At 62.5% G+C, this 25449-nt stretch carries 19 protein-coding genes; 11 read left to right on the top strand and 8 right to left on the bottom strand.

Translation table 11 applies throughout. From position 1 onward, the window contains the following. Window positions 1–8 precede the first annotated feature (8 nt). The 6 genes from prmA to CWC48_RS07300 form a co-directional block, all read right to left on the bottom strand. Window positions 9–887 carry a 50S ribosomal protein L11 methyltransferase gene (prmA, locus tag CWC48_RS07325; protein ID WP_099493457.1) on the bottom strand — a complete coding sequence of 293 codons (879 nt, stop codon included), beginning with the start codon at window positions 885–887 and terminating at the stop codon, window positions 9–11. Between the two features lie 264 nt (window positions 888–1151). Continuing rightward, a complete protein-coding gene (accC, locus tag CWC48_RS07320) occupies window positions 1152–2513 on the bottom strand; it encodes an acetyl-CoA carboxylase biotin carboxylase subunit (protein WP_010213490.1) in 1362 nt (453 codons plus the stop codon). Between the two features lie 17 nt (window positions 2514–2530). Next, complete coding sequence (gene accB, locus CWC48_RS07315) at window positions 2531–2995, bottom strand: acetyl-CoA carboxylase biotin carboxyl carrier protein (RefSeq protein WP_010213489.1); 465 nt, start codon at window positions 2993–2995, stop codon at window positions 2531–2533. A 24-nt stretch (window positions 2996–3019) separates the two neighbouring features. Next, on the bottom strand, window positions 3020–3475 hold the full coding sequence (gene aroQ, locus CWC48_RS07310) for a type II 3-dehydroquinate dehydratase (protein ID WP_003171482.1): 456 nt from the start codon (window positions 3473–3475) through the stop codon (window positions 3020–3022). Between the two features lie 252 nt (window positions 3476–3727). Beyond that, window positions 3728–4276, bottom strand: a complete 549-nt coding sequence (locus CWC48_RS30815; protein WP_371857068.1) for a methyl-accepting chemotaxis protein — start codon at window positions 4274–4276, stop codon at window positions 3728–3730. A 1466-nt stretch (window positions 4277–5742) separates the two neighbouring features. Further along, entirely contained in the window at window positions 5743–7413 is a 1671-nt protein-coding gene (locus CWC48_RS07300) for a PleD family two-component system response regulator (RefSeq protein WP_078046678.1), read from the bottom strand. Window positions 7414–7801: 388 nt separating this feature from the next. Between CWC48_RS07300 and CWC48_RS07295 the strand changes: the two genes are divergently transcribed. From CWC48_RS07295 to CWC48_RS07275, 5 genes are all read left to right on the top strand, one after another. Continuing rightward, on the top strand, window positions 7802–8779 hold the full coding sequence (locus CWC48_RS07295) for a DUF2333 family protein (RefSeq protein ID WP_371322043.1): 978 nt from the start codon (window positions 7802–7804) through the stop codon (window positions 8777–8779). A 2-nt stretch (window positions 8780–8781) separates the two neighbouring features. After that, window positions 8782–9318, top strand: coding sequence for an NUDIX hydrolase (locus tag CWC48_RS07290; RefSeq protein ID WP_100491588.1), 537 nt, complete (start codon window positions 8782–8784; stop codon window positions 9316–9318). Between the two features lie 181 nt (window positions 9319–9499). Further along, complete coding sequence (locus CWC48_RS07285; protein WP_100491587.1) at window positions 9500–9871, top strand: translation initiation factor Sui1; 372 nt, start codon at window positions 9500–9502, stop codon at window positions 9869–9871. Window positions 9872–10014: 143 nt separating this feature from the next. Continuing rightward, complete coding sequence (speA, locus tag CWC48_RS07280) at window positions 10015–11928, top strand: arginine decarboxylase (protein ID WP_078046681.1); 1914 nt, start codon at window positions 10015–10017, stop codon at window positions 11926–11928. A 98-nt stretch (window positions 11929–12026) separates the two neighbouring features. After that, window positions 12027–12920 carry an alpha/beta hydrolase gene (locus CWC48_RS07275; protein ID WP_100491586.1) on the top strand — a complete coding sequence of 298 codons (894 nt, stop codon included), beginning with the start codon at window positions 12027–12029 and terminating at the stop codon, window positions 12918–12920. Here the strand turns inward: CWC48_RS07275 and CWC48_RS07270 are convergent. Beyond that, window positions 12865–14202 carry an MATE family efflux transporter gene (locus CWC48_RS07270; protein WP_100491585.1) on the bottom strand — a complete coding sequence of 446 codons (1338 nt, stop codon included), beginning with the start codon at window positions 14200–14202 and terminating at the stop codon, window positions 12865–12867. The genes CWC48_RS07275 and CWC48_RS07270 overlap by 56 nt on opposite strands. Window positions 14203–14452: 250 nt before the next feature. On the opposite strand from CWC48_RS07270, the gene CWC48_RS07265 reads away from it, so the two are divergent. Further along, window positions 14453–19351, top strand: coding sequence for an alpha-2-macroglobulin (locus tag CWC48_RS07265; protein WP_100492502.1), 4899 nt, complete (start codon window positions 14453–14455; stop codon window positions 19349–19351). A 138-nt stretch (window positions 19352–19489) separates the two neighbouring features. Here CWC48_RS07265 and CWC48_RS07260 read toward each other — a convergent pair whose 3' ends face one another. Then, window positions 19490–19783, bottom strand: coding sequence for a hypothetical protein (locus CWC48_RS07260; RefSeq protein ID WP_078046684.1), 294 nt, complete (start codon window positions 19781–19783; stop codon window positions 19490–19492). A gap of 170 nt (window positions 19784–19953) precedes the next feature. Here CWC48_RS07260 and pbpC point away from each other — a divergent pair, with 170 nt between their 5' ends. From pbpC to CWC48_RS07235, 5 genes are all read left to right on the top strand, one after another. Further along, on the top strand, window positions 19954–22314 hold the full coding sequence (pbpC, locus tag CWC48_RS07255) for a peptidoglycan glycosyltransferase PbpC (RefSeq protein WP_100492501.1): 2361 nt from the start codon (window positions 19954–19956) through the stop codon (window positions 22312–22314). 141 nt (window positions 22315–22455) lie between these two features. Next, window positions 22456–22764, top strand: a complete 309-nt coding sequence (locus CWC48_RS07250) for a MazG-like family protein (RefSeq protein WP_025857622.1) — start codon at window positions 22456–22458, stop codon at window positions 22762–22764. After that, window positions 22757–23506 (top strand): methyltransferase, encoded by a 750-nt coding sequence (locus CWC48_RS07245; RefSeq protein WP_078046686.1) that lies wholly within the window; start codon window positions 22757–22759, stop codon window positions 23504–23506. Before CWC48_RS07250 ends, CWC48_RS07245 begins: the two co-directional genes overlap by 8 nt. Before the next feature lie 24 nt (window positions 23507–23530). Next, entirely contained in the window at window positions 23531–24133 is a 603-nt protein-coding gene (locus tag CWC48_RS07240; protein WP_078046687.1) for a DUF4136 domain-containing protein, read from the top strand. Between the two features lie 45 nt (window positions 24134–24178). Then, entirely contained in the window at window positions 24179–24736 is a 558-nt protein-coding gene (locus CWC48_RS07235; RefSeq protein ID WP_100491584.1) for a DUF4136 domain-containing protein, read from the top strand. The last annotated feature ends 713 nt before the right edge of the window (window positions 24737–25449 follow it).

Genomic DNA, 25449 nt, shown 5'->3' with positions numbered 1-25449 from the left:
CGCTCATTCTAGCGCCGACGACCGCTGATGCGTACCCAGCCATCACGGTTGGCGATCGGATCCAGCTCGAAATCCTTCGCGTAGGCGGCGGCAACGTCTTCGCCTTGCTCGGCCAGGATGCCCGACAGCGCCAGGCGGCCACCCGGCTTGACCAGGCTCGACAGCTGCGGTGCCAGTGACACCAGCGGGCCGGCGAGGATGTTGGCCACCAGCACGTCGGCCTGCACCTGGGGCAATTGCTCCGGTAGGTAAAGTGGGAATTTGCCTTCCGGGATGTTGTTGCGCCCGGCGTTGTCGCGGGAGGCTTCCAGGGCTTGCACGTCGATATCGGTGCCCACGGCTTCCTTGGCGCCCAGCAGCAGGGCGGCAATCGCCAGAATCCCCGAGCCGCAGCCGAAGTCCAGCACGTGGCTGTCGGTCAGGTCCTGGCCATCCAGCCATTCCAGACACAGCGCGGTGGTCGGGTGGGTGCCGGTACCGAACGCCAGGCCCGGGTCCAGCAGCAGGTTGACGGCATCCGGCTCAGGCGCGGCGTGCCAGCTTGGCACGATCCACAGGCGCTGGCCGAAACGCATCGGCTGGAAGTTATCCATCCAACTGCGTTCCCAGTCCTGGTCTTCGATGACTTCACTGTGATGCTCGGGCAGCGGGCTGCCGGTGAGCAATTCCATATGGGCCAGCACGGCGGCGGCATCGGTGCCGTCTTCGAACAGGGCCAGCAAATGGGTGTGCGACCACAGCGGGGTGGTGTTCAGTTCCGGCTCGAAGATCGGTTGGTCTTCGGCGTCCATGAACGTGACTGAGACAGCGCCTACTTCGAGGAAAGCGTCTTCATAGGTTTCGGCTTGTTCTGGGCTGATGGCGAGACGGACTTGCAGCCAAGGCATGGCGGGCACCTTTGAAAAAAATGAGTGTGCAGCGGGGTGGGGCTGCGAAAGGGCGCAAGTTTACGCGAGCGGCGGGAGGGGTGTACACATAACAAATGTGGGAGCGGGCTTGCTCGCGAATGCGGTGAGTCAGTGAAGAGTATTTTAGCTGATGCACCGCATTCGCGAGCAAGCCCGCTCCCACAGGGTGATGTATCCATCCAGCAAAACCCAGGGCCCAGAAACAACAAAGCCGCCCGAAGGCGGCCTTGTTGGGTGGAGCACTTACTGGTTAGCCAGCTTGTGTTCCAGGTAGTGAATGTTCACACCACCTTCGCAGAAGCCTTCATCACGCACCAGGTCCCGATGCAGCGGGATGTTGGTCTTGATGCCGTCCACCACGATTTCGTCCAGGGCGTTGCGCATACGGGCCATGGCCTCGTCGCGGGTGGCGCCCCAGGTGATCAGCTTGCCGATCAGCGAGTCGTAGTTGGACGGAACCTTGTAGCCGCTGTACAGGTGCGAATCGACGCGAACGCCGTTGCCGCCGGGTGCATGGAAATGCTTGACCAGGCCTGGACTTGGGATAAAGGTTTTCGGGTCTTCGGCGTTGATGCGGCACTCCAGGGAGTGGCCGTGCATCTTCACGTCATCCTGGGTGAAGGACAGCGGGTTGCCGGCGGCGATGCTCAGCATCTCCTTGACGATGTCGATACCGGTGACCATCTCCGACACCGGGTGCTCTACCTGCACGCGAGTGTTCATCTCGATGAAGTAGAAACGGCCATTCTCGTAGAGGAACTCAAAGGTACCAGCGCCACGGTAGTTGATGTCGATGCACGCCTTGACGCAGCGAGCCAGGACTTCCTGGCGAGCCTTTTCATCCAGGCCCGGTGCCGGCGCTTCTTCCAACACCTTCTGGTGACGGCGCTGCAGCGAGCAATCGCGGTCGCCCAGGTGGATGGCGTGGCCCTGGCCGTCGGACAGTACCTGGACTTCCACGTGACGTGGGTTGGTCAGGTATTTTTCCAGGTAGACCATTGGGTTGCCGAACCAGGCGCCCGCTTCGGAGCGAGTCTGCTTGGCGGCTTCGATCAGGTCTTCTTCCTTGTGCACCACGCGCATGCCGCGACCACCACCGCCACCGGCGGCCTTGATGATCACCGGGTAACCGACTTCACGACCAATGCGCAGAGCGGTTTCCTCGTCTTCCGGCAGCGGGCCGTCGGAACCAGGAACGGTTGGCACGCCGGCGGCGATCATGGCGTCCTTGGCAGAAACCTTGTCGCCCATCAGGCGAATGGTTTCGGCTTTCGGGCCGATGAAGGCAAACCCGGATTTTTCCACCTGCTCGGCGAAATCGGCGTTTTCCGCGAGGAAGCCGTAGCCCGGGTGGATGCCATCAGCGCCGGTCACTTCAGCGGCAGCGATGATGTTCGAGACTTTCAGGTACGAGTTCGTGGCCAGTGGCGGGCCGATGCAGATGCTTTCGTCCGCCAGTTTCACGTGCATCAATTCGGTATCGGCCGTCGAGTAAACAGCGACGGTCTTGATGCCCTCTTCCTTACAGGCGCGCAGGATACGCAGCGCAATCTCGCCGCGGTTGGCGATCAGGACTTTTTGCAGTTTCTTCGCAGGTTTCAACATCGAAGGCGCTCCGCGGTTCAAACGATGGTGAACAGCGGCTGGTCGTACTCAACCGGCTGACCGTTTTCTACCAGGATGGATTCGATGACGCCGGCTTTTTCAGCCGTGATGTGGTTCATCATCTTCATCGCTTCAACGATGCAGATGGTGTCGCCCACTTTCACGGTTGCGCCGACTTCAACGAAGGCTGGCGAGGTCGGTGCCGGGGTGCGGTAGAAGGTACCGACCATTGGCGACTTGACCACGAAGCCGTTCAGCGCAGGTGCAGCCGGGGCGGCAGGTGCAGCGGCAGCAGCAGGGGCGGCGGCCGGTGCAGCAGCGGCTGGAGCCGGCGCTTGCATCTGTGGCGCGTAGAACTGTTGGGCCGGGGTCTTGCTGTGACGGCTGATCCGTACGGACTCTTCGCCTTCCTTGATTTCCAGCTCGTCGATACCGGATTCTTCCAGCAGTTCGATCAGTTTCTTAACTTTACGGATATCCATGAATCATCAACTCCCAAGGGTCGGTCAGGGGCGCTTGGCCTGTTCTTCAAGCTGTTCCAGGGCGGCCTCCAGGGCCAGTCGGTAACCGCTGGCGCCAAGGCCGCAGATCACTCCTACCGCTACGTCGGAGAAGTAAGAGTGATGGCGGAAAGGTTCGCGTTTGTGCACGTTCGACAAATGCACTTCGATGAATGGGATGCTCACCGCCAGCAGCGCGTCACGTAATGCAACACTTGTGTGCGTAAAAGCGGCGGGATTGATCAGGATAAAGTCCACGCCTTCGCCGCGCGCGGCATGGATACGATCAATCAATTCGTACTCGGCATTGCTTTGCAGGTAGAGCAGATGGTGGCCGGCTTCACGCGCCCTGCGTTCAAGATCGAGGTTGATCTGGTCCAGGGTGACTGCCCCGTAGACGCCCGGTTCGCGGGTGCCGAGCAGGTTCAGGTTGGGTCCGTGAAGAACCAGTAAGGTCGCCATCGGCTGTTCCTTGTTATTGATGTGGGTACGGCAGAACCCGGCGACTATGCCGCAAAGCCTTTGTGACTGTCCAGTTCTATGCAGTAGCCAGCACGATTACCGAGGATAGCGCGAAATTTGTGACTGTGGCCCTGAATTCGGTCATGTGTGAGGCCGGGAACACATTCCTGTAGGAGCCGGCTTGCCGGCGATGGCGATCTTGAGGGCCCTATCGCCGGCAAGCCGGCTCCTACCGTTTTGATCGTCTGCACGCTAAACGCGGAAGGCTTGGACGGCCGTGTTGAGTTGCCCACCCAGCACCAGCAAGTGCTCACCCTGGCTGCGGCCCTGCCCAATCCGTAGCAAGTTGTCCTCGCCCAACTGGTGAATCCGCTCACTGTTGTCGCGAATTTCACTGACGGCACCACTTTGCTGCGCGGTCACATCGGCGATGCGCACGGCGGTGTCGGAAATGGTCTGGATCGCGCCGACAATTTCATCCAGCGCGCCGTCCGCCGCCTGCGCCTGCTGGGCGGTGGCTTCGGCATGTTCGACCTGGGCGCGCATGCCTTGCACGGATTGGTGGGCGGCGTTTTGCAGGCCGGCGATCAAGGTCTGGATTTCTGCCGTGGCCCCGGCGGTACGCTGGGCCAGCGAACGGACCTCGTCGGCGACCACGGCAAAACCACGGCCGGCCTCACCGGCGCGCGCGGCCTCGATGGCCGCGTTGAGGGCCAGCAAGTTGGTCTGGTCGGCAATGGCGCGAATCACGGTCAGCACCCCGCCGATGGTGGCGGATTCTTCTGCGAGTTTTTCGATCATCTGCGCGTTTTGCTGCACTTCGCCCACCAGGGCGTGCAGCCCGGTCAGGCTCAGGCCGATCACGCGCTGGCCTTGCTCCACCGCCTGGCCAGCGCTTCGGCTGGCGCCCGCCGCCTGGCTGGCATCGCCGGCGACTTGCTGGATGGTCGCTTCCAGTTCGCCCAGCGAATCGCGGATCTGCGCGGTATCCCCGGCCTGGCGCTCGGCGCCGTCGTGCAGGCCGCTGCTCAGTTCGGCGAGGGCGCGGCTGCTGCCGGCGACTTCCTCGGCATTGCCGCGAATGGTACCAACCAGATCAACCAAGTAGGCCCGCAGGCGGTTCAACGAGGCTTCGATATCGTGCAACTCGCGGTTGGTCTTGCCCAGGGCAATCGGCCGGCTGAAGTCACCTTCGGCCCAAGTCGACAAGGCCGGCGCCAGGTTGGTCAGCACCCGCGCCAGGCGGCGTTGCAGCGTGTCGATCAGCAGTGCGATCAGCAGGATCAGGCCGATCATCACGCCTTGCATCAGGCGCACTTCGCCCTGGATCTTGCCGTGCTGCGCGCGCACCACCGGTTCCAGGCCGGCGATCGCTTGCTGCACGGCATTGATTTTCAGGTGGGTGCTGGCGGCCAGGTCGGCGCGTTGTTGGATCTGTTCACGGGTGCGCTTGAGTTCGGCTGGGTAGCGGGTCAACAGGCTGTTGAGTTCGCGCTTGAGGTCGACGCCGGTGTCCTGGGCTTCGGTTTTTTCGGTGTTTTCCAAGCCCATCAGCGCAGAAAAATCATCGGTGTTGGAGTCGGCGCTGGCCTTCACCCCAAGCAACGGCAATTGTTCCAACACATCAGCCTGGCTGCGGATGTTGCCGACTTCACGCTCCACATCATCGGCCAGCTCCGCACGACCACTGCTCACCAACTTGTCGCGGGCCAGGGACAGTTTGCCCAGGTGCTGTGCGGCAGCCAGCAGGGGGGGCAAATAGCGTGCAGCTTCGGGGGAATTCACGCCGATAGCGTACTGGCTCAGTTGTTCCAGGTTCGCGCCCAACTCGCGCTCGGCCTGCAGCAGCAAGGCTTGTGGGTCGCCAGCCAGCTTGCCGGCAGCCAGCAAGTCGGTCTTGCTGAATGTGTCCAGGTCTACCAGGCTCGGGCGCAGGTTTTGCGCGAGGTCCGCCGGCAGTTCATCCAGATGCTGCAACACGCCTTCGAGGCTCTGGCTGGCACTGCTCAAGCGCAGCGCATCACCGCTGGCCAGGTAGTCGTCGATATTGCGCGCGGCTTGGTTCTGGAAAGTCTGCGACAGGCTCAGGTAGCGCTCCATCAGCAGGTAAGGCCGTTCCAGCGCCCGTTGCGACCACCACAGCGTCGCCCCGAGCGCCAGGCACACGGCCACTAGAAGAAGGGTATTGAGATTGGTCAGCAGCTTCAGGCGCATGCGTGGTTTCAACCGACGGCAAAAGATAAGTGCCTGAAGTTATTGCGTTTTCATTACAAGGTTATGACCGAATCAGTTGATTCTGGTGAAAAGGTGGCACTTTGCTTTGATGTGCGTGCGGCCTGTACGCGGTTACGCCCGGCATCCTTGGCGCGGTACAGCGCCTCGTCCGCCTGGGCGGCCATCATCAGGCTGTCGGAGCCGTCGCACAGCTCCACCAGTCCGGCGCTGAAGGTGCACCACAAATCCTGGGGCTGGGCCGGGTAATGGATCTCGGCAAAACGCCCGCGAATCTCATCCAGCACCCGGCACGCCGATTCCAGATCGGTATCGGGCATCACGATGGCGAACTCTTCACCGCCGTAGCGCCCGATGTAGTCGGTCTTGCGCAGGCGCTGCTTAAGAAACAGCGCCAGGCTCTTGATCACGCGGTCGCCCATGGGGTGGCCGTGGCTGTCATTGACCCGTTTGAAGTGGTCGATGTCGAGCATGGCAAAGCTCAATGGCTTGTTCTCGCGGCGTGCGCGGAAGCTGCAGTCTTCGAGCAGTTGCAGGATGTGAGTGTGGTTGTACAACCCCGTCAGGCTGTCGCGCACCATCCGCGCCTTGAGGTTGCGCGCGCGGGCCGCACGGTTGCGCACGGTGGTGATCAGGTGGCGCGGCTTGATCGGTTTGGTGAGGAAGTCGTCGCCGCCTTCGCTCATGGCATCCAGTTGCTTGTCCAGGTCGTCTTCGGCCGACAGGTAGATGATCGGCACACTGACGTAGCGGTCGTTATGGCGGATCACCTTGGCCAGTTCCGTACCGGTGCAGGCAGGCATGTACATGTCGAGGATGATCAGGTCGGGCTGGAAGTCCGCCAGCTCGGCCATGGCCTGGATCGGTTCGATCAACGTGCGGGTGACGATGCCGGCACTGTTGAGCAGCCGCTCAGTGTGCAGCGCCTGGGCCCGCGAGTCGTCGATGATCAACACCTTATAGGGCTCGTACTGGGCGACGCAGGTGAGCACTTCGATCTTTTCCAGCAGGCTGGAGGCTTCCAGCGTACCGGTCAGGAACTCCTGGCCCCCGGCGCGCACGGCGGCCAGGCGGGTAGGGGTGTCGGTTTCGTGCAGGCTGAAAAACAGCAGCGGCAGCTTTTGTTCCAGGCCTTCCTGGGCTTCGGCGGCGAGCTTGAGGCCCAGGCCGGTGCCGCAGAAATCCACGTCCATCACAATGGCCGAAGGCAGGCGCTCGGCCATCGACGCGCGAAACGCGGCCACACTGTCGAGGGACTGGGCGCTCATGCCAAAGAACTCCAGCTGCTTGGCCAGGCGCTCGGCGCGGTCGTGATCGGCCAGCATCACGTAGATCGGCTTGCGCATCGGCGGCAGGAAGGTTTGTTCCAGCTGGTCGCCCTGGCGCAGGCCGGTGCGGGACAGGCGCTGCATCAAACGGTTGAGTTCGGTGATCAGGTGGCTGCTCAGGCGCCCACGGTTCTCGTCCACCGCCTTGAGGGATGCACCGATGTGCTGCGCCAACTGGCTGTGTTCCGGTTGTTCGAAACGCTCGGCGAAACGCAGCAGGCGCAAATTGGCTTCGCTGAGTTCGGAAAGGTCGGTGCCGGTCCATTCGCTACGTTGCAGGCGCTGCCAGATCTCAAGAATTTGACGTGCCTGATGAATTACCCGCTGGGCAAAGTGCTGCTTGAGACGCTCACGGCTGGGGTCTTCTGGCTCGGTCATATCCTGACTACTAGTTAGGGTGCATGCTGAGGTCGACTGATGGCTCTATGCTAGCACCTCTTTTCCATGGGATGAGTGTCATACATCAATAAACTACGTGTTCCGCGTATTCAGTTGCTGACTCGATGGTCGCGCAGCGTAAAAAGCGTGCATCCTTTATAGTCCAATGCCTCCTGTGCGCCAGTTTGGCGAAAACCCCCGCACGCGCGGGCACGATGGGGTAGGGTTGTGGTCGGAGTGTTTGAACGCACGCCATCAATTCAAGTGCATGAACTCAAGTGATTGAAAGGATATCGCTATGCTGGACTGGAAAAACCGTGCAGGCAGTGCCAAAGGCCCCGCCCCTGAGCCCAAGTCGGCCAACCGCAGCTATCTTCGTACCGTGCTGATGAGCCGTGCCGTGCTCAGCGTGCTCGGCCTGTACCTGTTGGTCACCGGCGCCCTGGGCTGGTACTGGAGCGAAGAGCCGGCGCTGTTTCCGGTCCAGCAGAACGCACAGATTGCCGCCGAAAAAGACGGCAAGCAGATGGTGGTGGGCTTTACCACCGTCGAAACCCTCAAGACCGTGGTCGGCACCCTGCTGAACAAACCCGGTGGCTACATTTCCAACGACCGCTTCCCGCCTGGCTTGTGGATGGACAATATGCCGAGCTGGGAATACGGCGTGCTGGTGCAGGTGCGTGACCTGACCCGCGCCCTGCGTAAAGACTTTGCCCGTTCGCAGTCGCAGTCGGCCGAAGACGCTGATCTGGCCAAGGCCGAGCCACGCTTCAACTTCGACAACAAGAGCTGGGTGCTGCCGTCCAGCGAGTCCGAGTACCAGGAAGGCATCAATTCCCTGAGCCGCTATGAAGCGCGCTTGTCCGACCCGAATCAGAAGGGCGCGCTGTTTTATGCGCGTGCCGACAACCTGAACAACTGGCTGGGCGATGTCGCTACCCGCCTGGGTTCGCTGTCGCAACGCCTGTCGGCCAGCGTTGGCCGGGTGAAGCTCAACACCGCACTGAAAACCGAAGCGCTGGCGCCGGGTGAGGTGCCGCAGGTCGATGAAGAAGTGGTGGAAACCCCATGGATGCAGATCGACAACGTGTTCTACGAAGCCCGTGGCCAGGCTTGGGCGCTGTCGCACCTGCTGCGCGCCATCGAAGTCGACTTTGCCGACGTGCTGGCCAAGAAAAACGCCACCGTCAGCGTGCGCCAGATCATTCGTGAGCTGGAAGCCTCGCAAGAGCCGGTTTGGAGTCCTATGATTCTCAACGGCAGTGGCTTCGGCGTGTTGGCGAACCACTCGCTGGTGATGGCCAACTATATTTCCCGGGCAAACGCTGCAGTGATCGACTTGCGTCAGCTACTCAACCAGGGTTGATGATGGACGCTACTCAAAAGGAGGCCGCACACCGCGCGGCTTCCGATGCTGAACTGATCTGCTGGGTCGACGAGCGGGACACCCTGCTCGGCACCCTCGTCAGGTCCGACCTGCGCCGGCGCGGCCTGATTGGCCGTTGCACTTTTATCTTCCTGTTCAACTCCCGTGGCGAGCTGTGTGTGCATCGGCGCACGCTGAGCAAAGCCATGTATCCAGGGTTCTGGGACACGGCGGCGGGTGGAATGGTAGCGGCGGGTGAATCCTATTCACTGTCGGCCGCCCGCGAGCTGGAGGAAGAACTGGGCGTCAGCGGAGTGGAGTTGGTCGAGCACGACCATTTCTATTTCGAGGATGGCGACAGCCGGCTCTGGTGTAAATCCTACTCTGCCGTCTGGGATGGGCCACTGCGCCTGCAGCCGGAAGAGGTCATGGAAGCGCGCTTTTTACCTATCGAAACCGTCCTGCAGGAGGCCGAACAAAAGCCTTACTGCCCGGACGCCCAAGAGGGGTTGCGGCGCTATCTGGCGTTGCGTCGCTAAAGTTGCATAAATTGGCGCCATTTGGCTCTTAGCAAGTCGGCTTTTTGTGGTTACACTGCGCGACTTTTCACCCGAACCGCCTTGGCGGTTCGGTAGCGCTGCCCCTGCCTGAGTGGGGCTTCGCGGTCGACAACCTCTTCGAAGGTGTCGATCAGTCTTTGTCCTCCCAAGAGGATTGCCGGTGGCCAAAAAAGCCGCATCCTTCGCCGCCCTTGGTGGCCTGGTATTTTCCACCGACGCAGGTCGACACTGCCCGGACTGTCGTCAGCCCGTGGATTTGTGTACCTGCAAACAGACCCTGATCCCTGAAGGCGACGGTATTGCCCGCGTGCGACGCGAGAGCAAGGGCCGTGGCGGCAAGACGGTGACCACCATCACCGGCGTGCCGCTGGCCGAAGACGCGCTGAAGGAACTCGCCACTGCGCTGAAAAAGCGCTGCGGCACCGGTGGTGCGTTGAAAGACGGTGTCATCGAGATCCAGGGCGATCACGTCGAGCTACTGTTGGCCGAGCTGATCAAGCTCGGGTACAAGGCCAAGAAGTCCGGCGGCTGAGAGCCTCTTCCCGACCTGTGTCTAAACTCTGTCCTGCGCGTGGGGTCCTACCTTGCACGCAGGCAAATCGTCATTTTCATTCTTTAGACTGCGCCAGCCTCAACCAGGGGCGGCGCTTTCGCCTTCATTTATAGGGGACTTCGATGTCCGTACGACGCACACGCAAAGACGATGGCAGCCAATGGACAGTTGCGGACAGCCGCAGTGTTTACGGGATTCGCCATTGGGGGGCCGGGTATTTCGCGATCAATGAAGCCGGTCGCGTAGAAGTCCGTCCGAACGGCCCGAACAGCACGCCGGTCGATCTGTACGAGCAAGTCGACGAGTTGCGTAAAAGCGGCCTTTCGCTGCCGCTGCTGGTGCGCTTCCCCGACATCTTGCAAGACCGCGTGCGCCAGCTCACCGGGGCATTCGATGCCAACATCGAGCGTCTGGAATACCAGAGCAAGTACACCGCGCTGTACCCGATCAAGGTGAACCAGCAGGAAGCGGTGATCGAGAACATCATCGCCACCCAGAACGTGTCCATCGGCCTTGAAGCCGGCTCCAAGCCTGAGCTGCTGGCGGTATTGGCCCTGGCGCCGAAGGGCGGCACCATTGTCTGCAACGGTTACAAGGACCGTGAGTTCATCCGCCTCGCGCTGATGGGCCAGAAGCTCGGCCACAACGTGTTTATCGTGATCGAGAAAGAATCCGAAGTTGAGCTGGTGATCGAAGAGGCTGCCAGCCTCAAGGTCAAGCCACAGGTCGGCCTGCGCGTGCGCTTGTCGTCGCTGGCGTCGAGCAAGTGGGCAGACACCGGTGGTGAGAAGTCCAAGTTCGGCCTGTCGGCGGCGCAGTTGCTGTCCGTGGTCGAGCGCTTCCGCGCGGCGGGCCTGGACCAGGGCATCCGCCTGCTGCACTTCCACATGGGCTCGCAGATCGCCAACCTGGCCGACTACCAGCACGGCTTCAAGGAAGCCATCCGTTACTACGGCGAGCTGCGCAACCTCGGCCTGCCGGTGGACCACATCGACGTGGGCGGTGGCCTGGGCGTGGACTACGACGGTACGCACTCGCGTAACGCCAGCTCGATCAACTACGACATGGACGACTACGCCGGCGTGGTCGTGGGCATGCTCAAGGAATTCTGCGACGCGCAGAGCCTGCCGCACCCGAACATCTTCTCTGAAAGCGGCCGTTCCCTGACCGCCCACCACGCCATGCTGGTGGTGCAGGTGACTGACGTCGAGAAACACAACGACGAAATCCCGACCATCGAAAACAAGGAAAGCCTGCCGGAAACCGTGCAATGGCTGGTGGACCTGCTGGGGCCGACCGACATCGAGATGGTCACCGAAACCTACTGGCGCGCCACTCACTACATGAGCGACGTGGCCACCCAGTACGCCGACGGCAAACTGACCCTGGCCGAGAAAGCCCTGGCCGAGCAGTGCTACTTCGCCGTGTGCCGCCGCCTGCATAACTCGCTCAAGGCCCGTCAGCGCTCGCACCGCCAAGTGCTGGACGAGCTCAACGACAAGCTGGCCGACAAGTACATCTGCAACTTCTCGGTGTTCCAGAGCCTGCCGGACACCTGGGCCATCGGCCAGGTACTGCCAATCCTGCCGCTGCACCGCCTCGACGAAGAGCCGCTGCGCCGTGCCGTACTGCAAGACCTGACCTGCGACTCCGACGGCAAGATCAAGCAGTACGTCGACGAGCAGTCGATCGAGACCAGCCTGCCGGTGCACGGTTTGAACGAAGGCGAGGACTACCTGCTGGGCATCTTCCTGGTGGGGGCTTACCAGGAAATCCTCGGCGACATGCACAACCTGTTTGGTGACACCGACTCGGTGAACATCTACCAGCGTGAAGACGGTTCGGTGTACAGCGCCGGGATCGAGACCCACGACACCATCGAAGACATGCTGCGCTACGTGCACTTGTCGCCGGAGGAGTTGATGACGCATTACCGCGACAAGTGTGCGAGCGCGAAGATCAGTGCGGCGGAGCGTACCCAGTTCCTGGATGCGCTGCGTTTGGGCCTGACACGGTCTTCGTACCTGTCCTCATAACCGCGTACAACGTGCTCTTTGTGGTGAGCGGGCTTGCCTCGCGCGGGGCAAGCCCGCTCACCACATAAGTCAGTCTTCACAGGTATAAGGGGTTGGCGATGTCGAGAGTATTCTTGCAAGCGTTTACCCTGGCCGTCGCGGCATGCCTTGCGGCCTGTTCCCCCATCAATGTGCTCAACGCACTCACCCCTTCCAGCACGTTTACCAGAACCTCGGCCATCGCCTACGGCGATGATCCCCGCCAGAAACTCGATATCTACCGGCCAGCTCCTGCTATCTCCAACGCCCCCGTGGTGGTGTTCTTCTACGGCGGCAGCTGGAACAGCGGCTCCAGGGACGACTATGGTTTCGTCGGCGAAGCCCTGGCCTCACGCGGCATCGTGGTGGTGATCGCCGATTACCGGCTTTACCCGCAAGTGCGATATCCCGCGTTCCTCCAAGACAACGCCCACGCCGTTGCCTGGACCTATCAACACATCGCCGAACATGGTGGTGATCCCCACCAGCTCTATGTAATGGGGCATAGCTCCGGCGCCTACAACGCGTCGATGCTGGCGCTGGATGCGCGTTGGCTGAAAGAGGTTGGCCTGACGCCGTCAATCTTCAAAGGCTGGATCGGCCTGGCTGGCCCCTATGACTTCCTGCCGATTGAAAACCCTGAGGTGAAACCGGTGTTTTTCTTCCCCGATTCACCGCCGGATTCCCAGCCGATCAACCACGTCAGCGCCAGCGCACCGGCGAGTCTGTTGATGGCCTCGAAGGACGACAAGCTGGTCAACCCCACACGCAATACCGGCGGGTTGGCGGACAAGTTGCGGGCGGCAGGTGTTCCAGTGGAGGTGTTCTATTTTGGCAAGACCAATCACCAGACGCTGGTGGCTGCAATCGCTAAACCGCTGCGCTGGTTGGCACCGGTATTGGACCGGGCGACAGCGTTTATCCAAGCCACTGATCCTGCCGGTTCAAGCGCCAGGCAATCGCCCACAGAGTAAGGCTGCGCAAAGCCATGAACAGCAGGAAGGTGATCCACAGCCCGTGGTTACCCAAGGCCTGCAATGCCCAGGCGAATGGCAATGTCAGCAGCACCGTCAGCAGCATGCCGTTGCGCATTTCCCGCGCGCGGGTTGCGCCGATGAACAGGCCATCCAGCAGGTAACTCCACACCGCAATCAACGGCAGCACGGCCAGATAAGGCAGGTAGAGGTCGGCGGTTTCGCGCACGCTGGGGATGTCGGTCTGCATGGCGATGAACAGGTGGCCGGCAACGGTGAACAGCAGGGCGAAACCGATGCTGGCGATCAACGACCAACCACCGGCCACCACCAGCGAGCGGCGCAGGGACTGGCGGTCATGGGCGCCGATTGCGTGGCCGCACAGGGCTTCTACCGCATGGGCCAAGCCATCCAGGGCGTGGGCGGTCAGCAGCAGGCCGTTGAGCAATAATGCATTGGCCGCCACGGTGGCGTCACCGAGGCGGGCGCCTTGTACGGTGATCATGAAAAACACCGATTGCAGCGCGAGGCTGCGGATAAAAATGTCGCGGTTGACCGCCAGCAACGGGCGCCAGCTCTCCCACGCTTTCAGCGCTGCCCAGGCGATATGACCGGGGTAGGCGCGCAGGGCTTTTTGCGTCATCGCCAGGCCGAGCAGGGCGCCGGTCCATTCGGCAGTCACCGAGGCGCGGGCGGAGCCGACCACACCCCAATCCAGGCCGAGTACAAACCACAGGTTCAGGGCGATGTTGACCAGGTTGGTGGTCAGCAGAATCGCCAGCGGCGCGCGGGCGTTCTGCGTGCCGAGGAACCAGCCCACCAGCGCGTAGCTGGCCAACGCGGCGGGCAAACCGAACAGGCGGGTGTGGAAGAATTCGCGGGTCAGTTGATTCAGTTCGGGCGAAGGCTGCATCCACTCCAGCGCCAGATGGCTCAGCGGAATACCCACCGTGCCCAGGAGCATCGCCAAACCCAGCGCCAGCAACAGGCCTTGCAGCAGGATTTGCCGCAGTGCAGCCCCATCATTGCGCCCGGCAGCCTGGGCGGCGAAGCCGGTGGAACCCATGCGCAGGAACCCCATGGCCCAGGCGAGAAAGGTATACAGGCTGGCGCCAACGGCCACGGCGCCCAACTGGTGAGCGTGAGGCAGGTGGCCGATGACCATGCTGTCGACCAGCGCCACCAGTGGCACCGAGATATTCGACAGGATCATCGGCGCGGCCAGGGCCCAGACGCGGCGGTGGGTGGGGCGGTGGCGCCAGTCGGTGAGCAAAGTGGGCATGCGGGCTCCTTCAGAGGAACGGCATTGTACCTATCCATCAGGTGCGCAGCAGAACCAATGTGGGAGCGGGCTTGCTCCCACAGGTGAGCTCTTTTGCCTGTGGGATTCGGCTGGCTCGCTATCCCTGCCCAGAACCAAACTGCCCTCCGTCGGTCAATGTGACCAGCGCCACATCGGCCCCACGCAGGCTGATATATAGTTCACCCTTCGGACCCCTCTCACTACGAGTGCTCACATGCTTAATAAAAGCGTGCTTAACAAAGGACTGTTTCTTGCCTGTGCGCTGGCCCTGCTGAGCGCCTGCGATTCCTCCGATAAACCGGCTGCCCCGACCGCTCCCACAGCGGCGACAGTGGCCCCCAAACCGGCCAAGGCGGCGGTGGATGTGGCGGCGCTGAAGCAGCGGTACGCCGGGCGTGAGTTAAGCGTGGTGGACGTGTCCGAGGTGCAGCTTGACGGGGCCAGCACCTTGTCGGTGAGCTTTTCCATTCCGCTGGATCCCGACCAGAAATTCGCCGACAAACTTCATTTGGTGGACAGCAAGTCCGGCAAGGTCGATGGGGCCTGGGAAATCTCCGACAACCTGATGGAACTGCGCCTGCGCCATCTGGAGCCGCAGCGCAAACTGGTGCTGACGGTTGATCCCGGTCTCAAGGCGGTGAACAACAACCTGCTGCCCGCCGAGTACATCGCTCGTCTCGAAACCCGTGACCTGCAAGCCACCGTTGGCTTCGCCAGCCGTGGCACGTTGCTGCCGACCCGCTTGGCCGAGGGCCTGCCGGTGATCGCGCTGAACGTCGACAAGATCGACGTCGAGTTCTTCCGCATCAAGCCCGAGTCCCTGCCGTCGTTCCTGGCGCAGTGGGGGCGCAACACCAGTCTGCAAAGTTATGAATCCCGCGAGCTGCTGCCGATGGCCGACCTGGTCTACGGCGGCCGTTTCGACCTGAACCCGGCGCGCAACACCCGCGAAACCCTGTTGCTGCCCATCGCGGGTCTCAAGCAATTGCAGCAGCCGGGCGTGTACCTGGCGGTGATGCGTGCTTCGGGCACCTACAACTATTCCCAGCCGGCCACGCTGTTTACCTTGAGTGATATCGGCCTGTCGGTGCACCGCTACGCCAATCGCCTGGACGTGTTTACCCAGGCGCTGGAAGGCGGCAAGGCACTGGATGGCGTTGACCTCGAAGTGCTCGACGCCGAGGGCCGCGTGCTGGGCCAGGGCAAGACCGAGAAGGGCGGCCACGCCGAATTGCCGCTGCCGAAGAAGGCCCAGGTGCTGCTGGCCAAGCAGGGCGAACAGACCAGCCTGCTGCGCCTCGACAGCGCGGCACTGGACCTGGCTGAGTTCGACATCGGCGGCCAACCGTCTCATCCCTTGCAGTTCTTTGTCTTTGGCCCGCGTGATCTGTATCGCCCCGGCGAAACCGTGCTGCTTAACGCCCTGCTGCGGGACAAAGATGGCAATGCCGTCAAACCGCAGCCGGTGAGTGTCGAAGTGCGTCGCCCGGATGAGCAGGTGAGCCGCAAATTCGTCTGGGATGCCGATGCGTCTGGCCTTTACCAATATCAACTGCAATTGGCCGGCGAAGCACCGACCGGGCGCTGGCAATTGGTGTTTGACCTGGGCGATGGCAAGCCGCAGTTGTATGAATTCCTCGTCGAAGACTTCCTGCCCGAGCGACTGGCGCTGGAACTCAAGGGCAGCGACACGGCGTTGAGCCCGGCAGACAGCCCGGTGATCCAAGTCAACGGGCGTTACCTGTATGGCGCGCCTGCGTCGGGCAACCGGGTCAGTGGGCAAGTGTATGTGCGGCCTTTGCGCGAAGCGGTCAAGTCGCTGCCGGGCTACCAGTTCGGCTCCGTGACCGAAGAAGAACTGAGCCAGGATTTTGAGCTGGAAGAAAGCGTCCTCGACGCCAAGGGCCAAGAAGAGCTGACCCTGGAAAGCAAGTGGGCCGAGGCCAAGTCGCCGCTGCAACTGATCGTGCAGGCCAGCCTGCAAGAGTCGGGCGGGCGGCCGATCACGCGGCGCCTGGTGCAGCCGATCTGGCCGGCCGAGCAACTGCCGGGCTTGCGCGGGTTGTTTGACGGCACGGAAACCAATGGCGATGGCCCGGCGGAATTCGAAGTGCTGCTGGCCAACCAGGACGGGCAGAAACTCGCCGCGCAAAACCTCAAGGTGCGCCTGGTGCGCGAGCGCCGTGACTACTACTGGAACTACTCCGAGAATGATGGCTGGAGCTATCACTTCAACGAGAAATTCCTCAACCTCGACGAGCAGACCCTGAACATCAAGGCCGGCGACACGGCCAAGGTCAGCTTCCAGGTGGAGTGGGGCCCATACCGCGTCGAAGTGGAAGACCCGCAGACCGGCCTGGTCAGCAGCCTGCGCTTCTGGGCCGGCTACCAAGCCCAGGACAACACCGAAGGTGGCGCCGTGCGCCCGGACCAGGTCAAGCTGGCGCTGGATAAACCCGCGTATGGCGATGGCGACACCGCCAACGTCACCGTGACGCCGCCGGCAGCCGGCAAAGGCTACCTGCTGGTGGAGTCCGCCGAAGGACCACTGTGGTGGCAGGAAATCGATGTGCCGGCCGAAGGCAAAAGCTTCGCGGTGAAGCTCGACCCGAAATGGTCGCGCCATGACCTGTACGTCAGTGCCCTGGTGATTCGCCCGGGCGAGCGCAAGGCCAATATCACCCCCAAGCGGGCGGTGGGCCTGCTGCACCTGCCTTTGGATCGTACCCAGCGCAAACTCGGTGTGACCCTTACAGCACCGGAAAAAATGCGCCCCAAACAACCGCTGACCGTGAAAGTCGCCGCCCGCAATGCCGATGGCAGCGTGCCGAAACAGGTGCATGTGCTGGTGGCCGCGGTGGACGTGGGCATCCTCAATATTACCGAATACCCGACGCCGGACCCGTACTCCAGCCTGTTCGGCCGCAAGGCCTATGGCGTGGACCAATTCGATATCTACGGCCAGTTGATCGAAGCCGGGCAGGGCCGCCTGGCCAGCCTGGCGTTTGGCGGTGATGCGGCGTTGGCCAAGGGCGGCAAGCGCCCGGACACCAGCGTGACCATTGTCGCCCTGCAAAGCGCACCCGTGACCTTGAATGAGCAGGGCGAGGGCGAAGTCAGCGTCAATATTCCCGACTTCAACGGCGAACTGCGGCTGATGGCCCAGGCTTGGACCGACGACCGCTACGGCATGGCCGAAGCCAAGACGGTGATCGCTGCACCGCTGATTGCCGAGCTGTCGGCGCCGCGCTTCCTCGCCGGTGGTGACCAGACGACGCTGGCCCTGGACCTGTCCAACCTGTCGGGCAAGGCGCAGAAGCTCGACGTACAACTGAGCGCCGACGGGCAATTGGAGTTGGCAAACGGTGGTGCGCAAACCGTCGAATTGAAACAAGGCCAGCGCACCACCCTGCGCATCCCGGTGAAAGCCTGGGGCGGGTTGGGCCAGGGCAAGGTCAAGGTGACCGTGAATGGCCTGGACCTGCCGGGCGAGAACCTGCCGCCGTTCACCCGTGAATGGACGCTGGGTGTGCGACCTGCATATCCGGCACTGCTCAAGCATTACCGTGCAGTGCTCAAGGATCAGCCATGGAACCTGCCGGTGGGCACCCTGGATCAATTCGATGCCTCGGGGCGCCAGGCGCTGCTGAGCCTGTCGAGCCGGCCACCGCTGAACCTCGGTGCGCAGATCAGCGCACTCAAGGCTTACCCCTACGGTTGCCTGGAACAGACCGCGAGCGGCCTGTACCCATCGCTGTACGCCGACGATGCATTGCTCAAGCGCCTGTCGATCAAAGGCGAGTCGGACAGCGAGCGCAAACGCAAGATCGAGCTGGGCATCGAACGCCTGCTGGGCATGCAGCGCTACAACGGCAGCTTCGGTCTGTGGGGCGCTGATGGCGAAGAAGAATACTGGCTGACGGCCTACGTCACCGACTTCCTGCTGCGTGCCCGTGACCAGGGTTTTGCCGTGCCGCCTGAAGCGTTGAAGAAGGCCAGCGAGCGCCTGCTGCGGTACGTGCAGGAGCGCAACCTGATCGACGTCGACTACAGCGATAACGCCGACCACACCCGCTTTGCCGTGCAGGCCTACGCCGGCATGGTACTGGCGCGCAGTCAGCAGGCGCCGTTGGGGGCGCTGCGCAGCATCTTCGAACGGCGAAGCGATGCGCGCTCCGGTTTGCCGTTGGTACAGCTGGCTGTCGCGTTGCAGAAGATGGGTGACCAGCCGCGCGCGGACCAAGCCTTGCTCGCCGGGCTCTCTGCGCAGCGCAATGCCAACGAATGGCTGGCCGACTACGGCAGCCCGCTGCGGGACCAGGCGATGATCCTGGCGCTGCTGGAAGAGAACGACCTGGCCAAGGGCAAGCGTGAGGAGCGCTTGTTCACCCTATCCGACCAGCTGGCGGCCAGCCCCTATCTGTCGACCCAGGAGCGTAACTCGCTGTTCCTGGCTGGGCGCCTGGGGTTCGCCAAGCCGGATGCGAACTGGCAGGTGTCGCTCACCGGCAGTGGCGGCGTGCAGGAATTGAACAACCAGCAGCCGACGCTGGAGTTGGAAGGCAAACTGCTGTCCAGCGAACTGAGCCTGAGCAATCAGGGCGAGACGCCGGTGTACCAGCAACTGACGATCTCGGGTTATCCACAGGTGCCACCGGCGCCTGGCGGAGACAACTTGAGCATCCGCCGCGAATACCTGGGCATGAACGGCCAGCCGCTGAACCTGCGCAACCTCAACAGCGGTGATCTGGTGCTGGTGCATCTGGCGGTCGGCGCCAAGCAGCGTGTGCCGGATGCCTTGGTGGTGGACCTGTTACCCGCCGGCCTGGAGCTGGAAAACCAGAACCTGGCACAAAGTGCTGCCAGCCTGGAAAACGCCAGCAGCCAGGTGAAGGAGTGGCGTGAGTCGATGCAGAATGCGTCGCTCAAGCACCAGGAGTTCAGGGATGACCGCTATGTGGCGGCGATCAATCTGGAAGGCTCTGGCACTACGCACTTGCTCTACTTGGCGCGTGCCGTGACCCCGGGTACATACCGGGTGCCGCCGCCGCAGGTGGAGTCGATGTACCGGCCGAACTGGCAGGCGGTGGGGGAGACACCGGCGGATCTGGTGATCAAGGGGCGCTGAAGGTCTCAGCTTGAAATGGAGATCAAATGTGGGAGCGGGCTTGCTCGTGAATACGGAGTGTCAGTTAGCGCCTCTATTACTGACCCACCGCATTCGCGAGCAAGCCCGCTCCCGCAGGGGATGTGTGGTGGTTTTGGGTTAGTGGACGACCCAGCTCAGGAGCCACAGGCCCAGCAGTAGCCAGATGATGCCCATGATGATCGACGCGCGCATGAAGGCGCGTATGGCCGAGTACAGCAGCATCAGGCCGATGATCAGGGTGATGATGCTGATAATCGAGGTGTCCATGCCCAATGTACGGGACAGGCCATCGATGAAGTTGCCACCGGCATTGGTCAGCGCACCGAACAGGCCGCTGAGTCCGTCGACGATAAAACGGATGATGGAACCGAGCGCCTGGCCCAACCATCCGAAAAAGCTTTCTACCTGCATGTGTGTGTCCTGATGAGAAGGTGGGCGTATCTGTGCTTTTGGTTGTTATTGCGACGGGCTAGTTCCCTATAAGCATAGAGGTTTGCCGGTTTAAACATGGGTTTCATTAATTGTACAGGGTTCAGGGTAGGAGCCGGCTTGCCGGCGATTGCGGTGTGCCTGTGACAAATGTGCCAACTGATTCGCCGCGATCGCCGGCAAGCCGGCTCCTACGGGTTTGGCGTTGGGTTGCAGTGGTTGTTGGGGTGGTGGTTGCGCTGATTTGGCTGGCCGATCGGATTTGGCCGTTGCCGTTGCCCAAGGATGATTTGGCGCGGGTAGTGCTGGCTGAGGATGGCACGCCGTTGTGGCGGTTTGCCGATGCCAATGGGGTGTGGCGGTATCCGGTGCAGACGCGCGAGGTATCGCCCTATTACCTGGACGCGTTGCTGACCTATGAGGACCGTTGGTTCTATCAGCACCCCGGCGTAAACCCGCTGGCACTGGTTCGGGCGACGTGGCAGAACCTCACGGGGGCGCGGGTGGTGTCGGGGGGCAGCACGTTGTCGATGCAGGTGGCGCGGCTGTTGGATCCGCATTCGCGGACCTTCCATGGCAAGGTGCGCCAGTTGTGGCGCACGGCGCAGTTGGAATGGCACCTGTCCAAGGAAGAAATCCTCAACCTCTACCTGAACCGCGCACCGTTTGGCGGTACGTTGCAGGGCGTGGCGGCCGCCAGTTGGGCGTACTTGGGCAAATCGCCGTCACAGCTGACCCAGGCCGAAGCCGCCTTGCTCGCGGTGTTGCCCCAGGCGCCGAGCCGTTTGCGCCCGGACCGCCATCCTCAACGCGCCCAGCAAGCTCGCGACAAAGTGCTGCGCCGCCTCGCTGAGTTCCAGGTGTGGCCGCAGGCCGCCGTCGATGAAGCCCTGGAAGAACCGCTGCTGCTCGCCCCGCGCCTGGAACCGAGCCTGGCGCCTTTGCTCGCGCGCCGCCTGAACCGCCCCGACAGCCCCCCGCTGATCCGCACCACCCTGGATGCCACCTTGCAACGCCGCCTCGAAGACCTGCTGCTGGGTTGGCGTGCACGGTTGCCGGAGCACACCTCCGCCGCCATTTTGGTGGTGGAAGAGGAAACCATGGCCGTGCGTGCCTACCTCGGTTCGGTGGACATCAACGACACCAAGCGCTTTGGCCATGTGGACATGATCAGCGCGCTGCGTTCGCCGGGCTCCACGTTGAAACCCTTCCTCTATGGCATGGCCCTGGATGATGGGTTGATTCATTCCGAATCTCTGCTGCAGGACGTGCCCCGGCGTTATGGCGATTACCGGCCGGGCAACTTCTCCATGGGCTTTACCGGTGCTGTGCCGGCGAGTACGGCGTTGTCCAGTTCGCTGAACCTGCCGGCGGTGCAATTGCTGGAAGCCTATGGTCCGAAGCGGTTCGCCGCCCAGATGCGCATCGGCGGCGTGCCGTTGGCGCTGCCGGCATTGGCCGAGCCGAACCTGGCGTTGATCCTGGGCGGCGCCGGCAGCCGCCTCGAAGACTTGGTGAGCGGCTACAGCGCCTTCGCCCGGGACGGCAGGAGTGCCACCCTTCGATTACAGCCGGACGATACGCTGAGAGAACGGCCTTTGCTGTCGCCAGGGGCCGCCTGGATTGTGCGGCGTATCCTCAGTGGCCAGGCACGCCCGGACCGCGACCCGCGTGCCGAGCTGGTGCAACGCCCGGTGCTGGCCTGGAAGACCGGCACCAGCTACGGCTTTCGGGACGCCTGGGCGATTGGCGTGGGGCCGCGCTATTTGATCGGCGTATGGATCGGCCGCCCGGACGGTACGCCGGTGCCGGGGCAGTTCGGCCTCGCCTCGGCCGCGCCGTTGATGTTGCAGGTGCACGACGTGCTGACCAACCGCGACAGCCAGCGCGGTATCAGCGCACCCGTCAAACCGGTGCCGGCCAATGTCGGCGTGGCGGCGATCTGTTGGCCGCTGGGCCAGCCCATGAGCCGCAGCGACCCCAATTGCCGTCGCCAGCGCTTCGCCTGGACGCTGGATAACACCACGCCGCCCACCCTGCAGGCGCTGGACCAACCCTTGAGCGTGGGCTTGATGGAAAGCGTGTGGGTCAATGGCAAGGGCTTGCGGGTCGACGCCCATTGCCCTGGCGCCGAGCACAAGAACATCGCCCTGTGGCCTGCGCCCCTCGAACCCTGGCTGCCCAGGGCCGAGCGCCGCGAAGCGCGTATCCCTGCAGCCGACCCCGAATGCCCGCCACCGGCGCTCGCCGCGTCTTCACCTTTGTCGATCGTGGGTGTGCGCGAAGGCGACCAACTGCGCCTGCCCGCCGCCAGCCAACAGGCCCTGCGTTTGAAAATCTCCGCATTGGGCGGCAGTGGACGGCGCTGGTGGTTTCTCAACGGTGCCCCGCTGGGTGACAGCGCCAACCAGGACTTTATCAACGCCAGTTTCGAGCGCCTGGGCCGCTACCAGCTCAGCGTCCTCGATGAAGCAGGTCAAACGGCCCGGCTTGAGTTCAGCGTCGTCGATTGAATCGCCATCGCCGACAAGCCGGCTCCTACAAGGGAACGCATTCCAAACTGTAGGAGCCGGCTTGCCGGCGATAGCGGCCTAAAGGTTCACTTGCCTTCAAGGCTAATCCCCCCGAAGCTATCCACCTTCAGGAGCCCCCGCATGAACCTCGAACACCTCACCGAACGCCTGCACCGCATCCGCGATAACAACGACTGGAAGCCATTCCACAGCCCGAAAAACCTGGCCATGGCCGCCAGCGTGGAAATGGCCGAGCTGGTGGAAATCTTCCAATGGCTGACCGAAGACCAATCGCGCCAGCTCCCTGCCGATAAACTCGCCCATGCCGGGCAGGAAGTCGGCGATATCGTGCTGTACCTGCTGTTGCTGTGCAGCGAGCTGGGCCTGGACATGAACGAGGTGGTGCGCGCGAAACTGGCCGACAGCGAACGGCGGTTTGCTCATGAGTGACCGCCATTTCGACCAGCTCGCCACGCGCTTCGCCGAAAAGATCTACGGGGGCGCCAAAGGTGCCATACGGTTGGCGGTGCTCCAGGCCGACCTGACCGAGGCCCTGCCCAAGCGCCCGTTGCGTGTGCTGGATATCGGCGCGGGCCTGGGCCATATGTCGCTGTGGTTGGCCGAGCAGGGCCACGACGTCACCCTGGCCGAACCTGCCGAGCCGATGCTCGAAGGTGCACGCCAACGCTTTGCTGACGCAGGGCAGACCGCCACCTTTATCCATGCGCCCTGGCAAGACCTGTTGGGCCAGCTCACCGAACCCTACGACCTGGTGTTGTGCCACGCGGTGCTGGAATGGCTGGCCGAGCCCCATGCGATCCTGCCGGTGCTGCACCAGCTCACGGTGCCCGGCGGCTGGTTGTCGTTGGCGTTCTACAACCGCGATGCGCTGATTTACCGCAACCTGCTCAAGGGCCACTTCCGCAAAATGCGCAAGAACGACATGGCCGGCGAAAAGCAGAGCCTCACGCCGCAACAACCCCTTGACCCGCGTGAATTGGCGGCGCAACTCGACGGCCTTTGGCAGGTCGAAAGCCAAAGCGGTGTGCGGGTTTTCCATGACTACATGCCAGTGGAATTCCAGGCGCGCGCGGATTTGCAGGACCTTTTGGAGATGGAACTCGCTCACCGTCGTCACCCAAGCTTTGCCGGACTTGGGCGTTATTTGCACTGGATCTGCCGTCCGGTTTAAGCGGCCCAGTCTGCGGAGGTCGAAATGCGTCGTCTCTGTTTGATCCTGTTGTCCCTCGGGCTGGCCGCGTGTTCCAGCCCCAACCCTTATGTGGCCGCTTCGGCGCCGATCCCGCCGGCGCCTCCCCAGGCTGCCAACACCTTTGATGCCAGCGCCTACCCGGCGCCGGTGCGCGACTACGGTGCTTACCGCAACTGGGCCTGGCGTAACGGCCAACTGCCGGCGGGCACGGCCTGGGCGGATTCGGCGCAAATTGCCGAAGCGGTGAGCGGCGCCCTCGACCAGCGCGGCCTGCGTCCCCTGCACGACAACCGCCCGGCAGACCTGCTGGTGAGCGCCGATGTGCGCCTGGAGAAGCGCCTCAAGCAAGTCCAGGATGACTATGGCTACGGCTATGGCGGTTACAACCGTTATGGCAATGGTTACGGCATGTACAACTCGGTGCCGATCGTGCGCACCTATGAAGTCCAGGTCGTGGTGGTTCGCGTCAACCTGTTCGATGCCCGCACCGGTCAACCGGTGTGGAGTGCCAGCGCGGAAACTGGCAGCCAGGGAAGCCTCAGCGAGCGGGGAGATGCCTTGCGCCAGGCGGTGCAAAAGGCAATGACGGCATATCCTCCCAGTTAACAGCTATTCTCATTTCAAGCGCGGGTCGCTCTTTGGAGAAAAACCATGTTTCGTCGTATCGCTACGCTTGCTGTTGTAGTGCTGCTGGGCGGTTGCCAGACCAGCCAGGTCAACCACGATTTTGACGCCAGCCGGGATTTCGGTGCCTACCGCAGTTGGGCCTGGAAGGACCCGGCGCTGCAATATCGCCCCGATGACCCGCGCATCAAGAGCGACCTCACTGAACAGCGCATCCGGCAGGCCGTGGGTGAACAACTCGACCAGCGCGGCCTGCGCCCGGCCGCGTCCGGCACCAAGGCTGACCTGAATGTTCAGGCCTACCTGATTGTCGAGGACCGTCAGCAGCAAGTCACCACCAACTATGGTGGCGCTTGGGGGGGGCCGTGGAATGGCTATTGGGGCGCGCCGATGTACAACGAAACGCGCAACATCACTTACAAAGTCGCCACCATCCAGATCGACCTGCTTGACGGCAAGGATGGCAAGCTCGTCTGGCGCGGCAGCGATGAACAAATGATGGCTACCTCGCCCAATCCTCAGGATCGTGACAAAGCCATTCGCACCACCGTCACTCGTGTCCTTTCCAGCTATCCCCCTCACTAGTTCCCTCGACCTGTAGGAGCTGGCTTGCCTGCGAAGGCGGCCTGACAGCCGGCCGCTCTCTAACTGCCGCCCCACGATCCAAATGTGGGAGCTGGCTTGCCTGCGAATACGGCCTGACAGCCGACCACTCTCTAACTGTCACCCCGCGATCCAAATGTGGGAGCTGGCTTGCCTGCGAAGGCGGCCTGCCAGCCGAGCACTCTCTAACGGCCACCCCACGATCCAAATGTGGGAGCTGGCTTGCCTGCGAATACGGCCTGACAGCCGACCACGCTCTAACTGCCACCCCACGATCCAAATGTGGGAGCTGGCTTGCCTGCGAAGGCAGCCTGCCAGCCGACCACTCTCTAACTGTCACCCCGCGATCCAAATGTGGGAGCTGGCTTGCCTGCGAAGGCGGCCTAACAGCCGACCACTCTCTAACTGCCACCCCACGATCCAAATGTGGGAGCTGGCTTGCCTGCGAATACGGCCTGACGGCCGACCACTCTCTAACTGCCACCCCACGATCCAAATGTGGGAGCTGGCTTGCCTGCGAAGACGGCCTGACAGCCGACCACTCTTCAACTGTTGCCCCACGATCCAAATGTGGGAGCTGGCTTGCCTGCGAATACGGCCTGCCAGCCGACCGCTATCTAACTGCCACCCCACGATCCAAATGTGGGAGCTGGCTTGCCTGCGAATACGGCCTGACAGCCGACCACTCTCTAACT

It is taken from the genome of Pseudomonas sp. S10E 269 (assembly GCF_002798465.1).
Lineage (GTDB): Bacteria > Pseudomonadota > Gammaproteobacteria > Pseudomonadales > Pseudomonadaceae > Aquipseudomonas > Aquipseudomonas pergaminensis.
The sequence above is the reverse complement of the archived record's forward strand: the minus strand, read 5'-3'. Positions and strand labels throughout refer to the sequence as shown.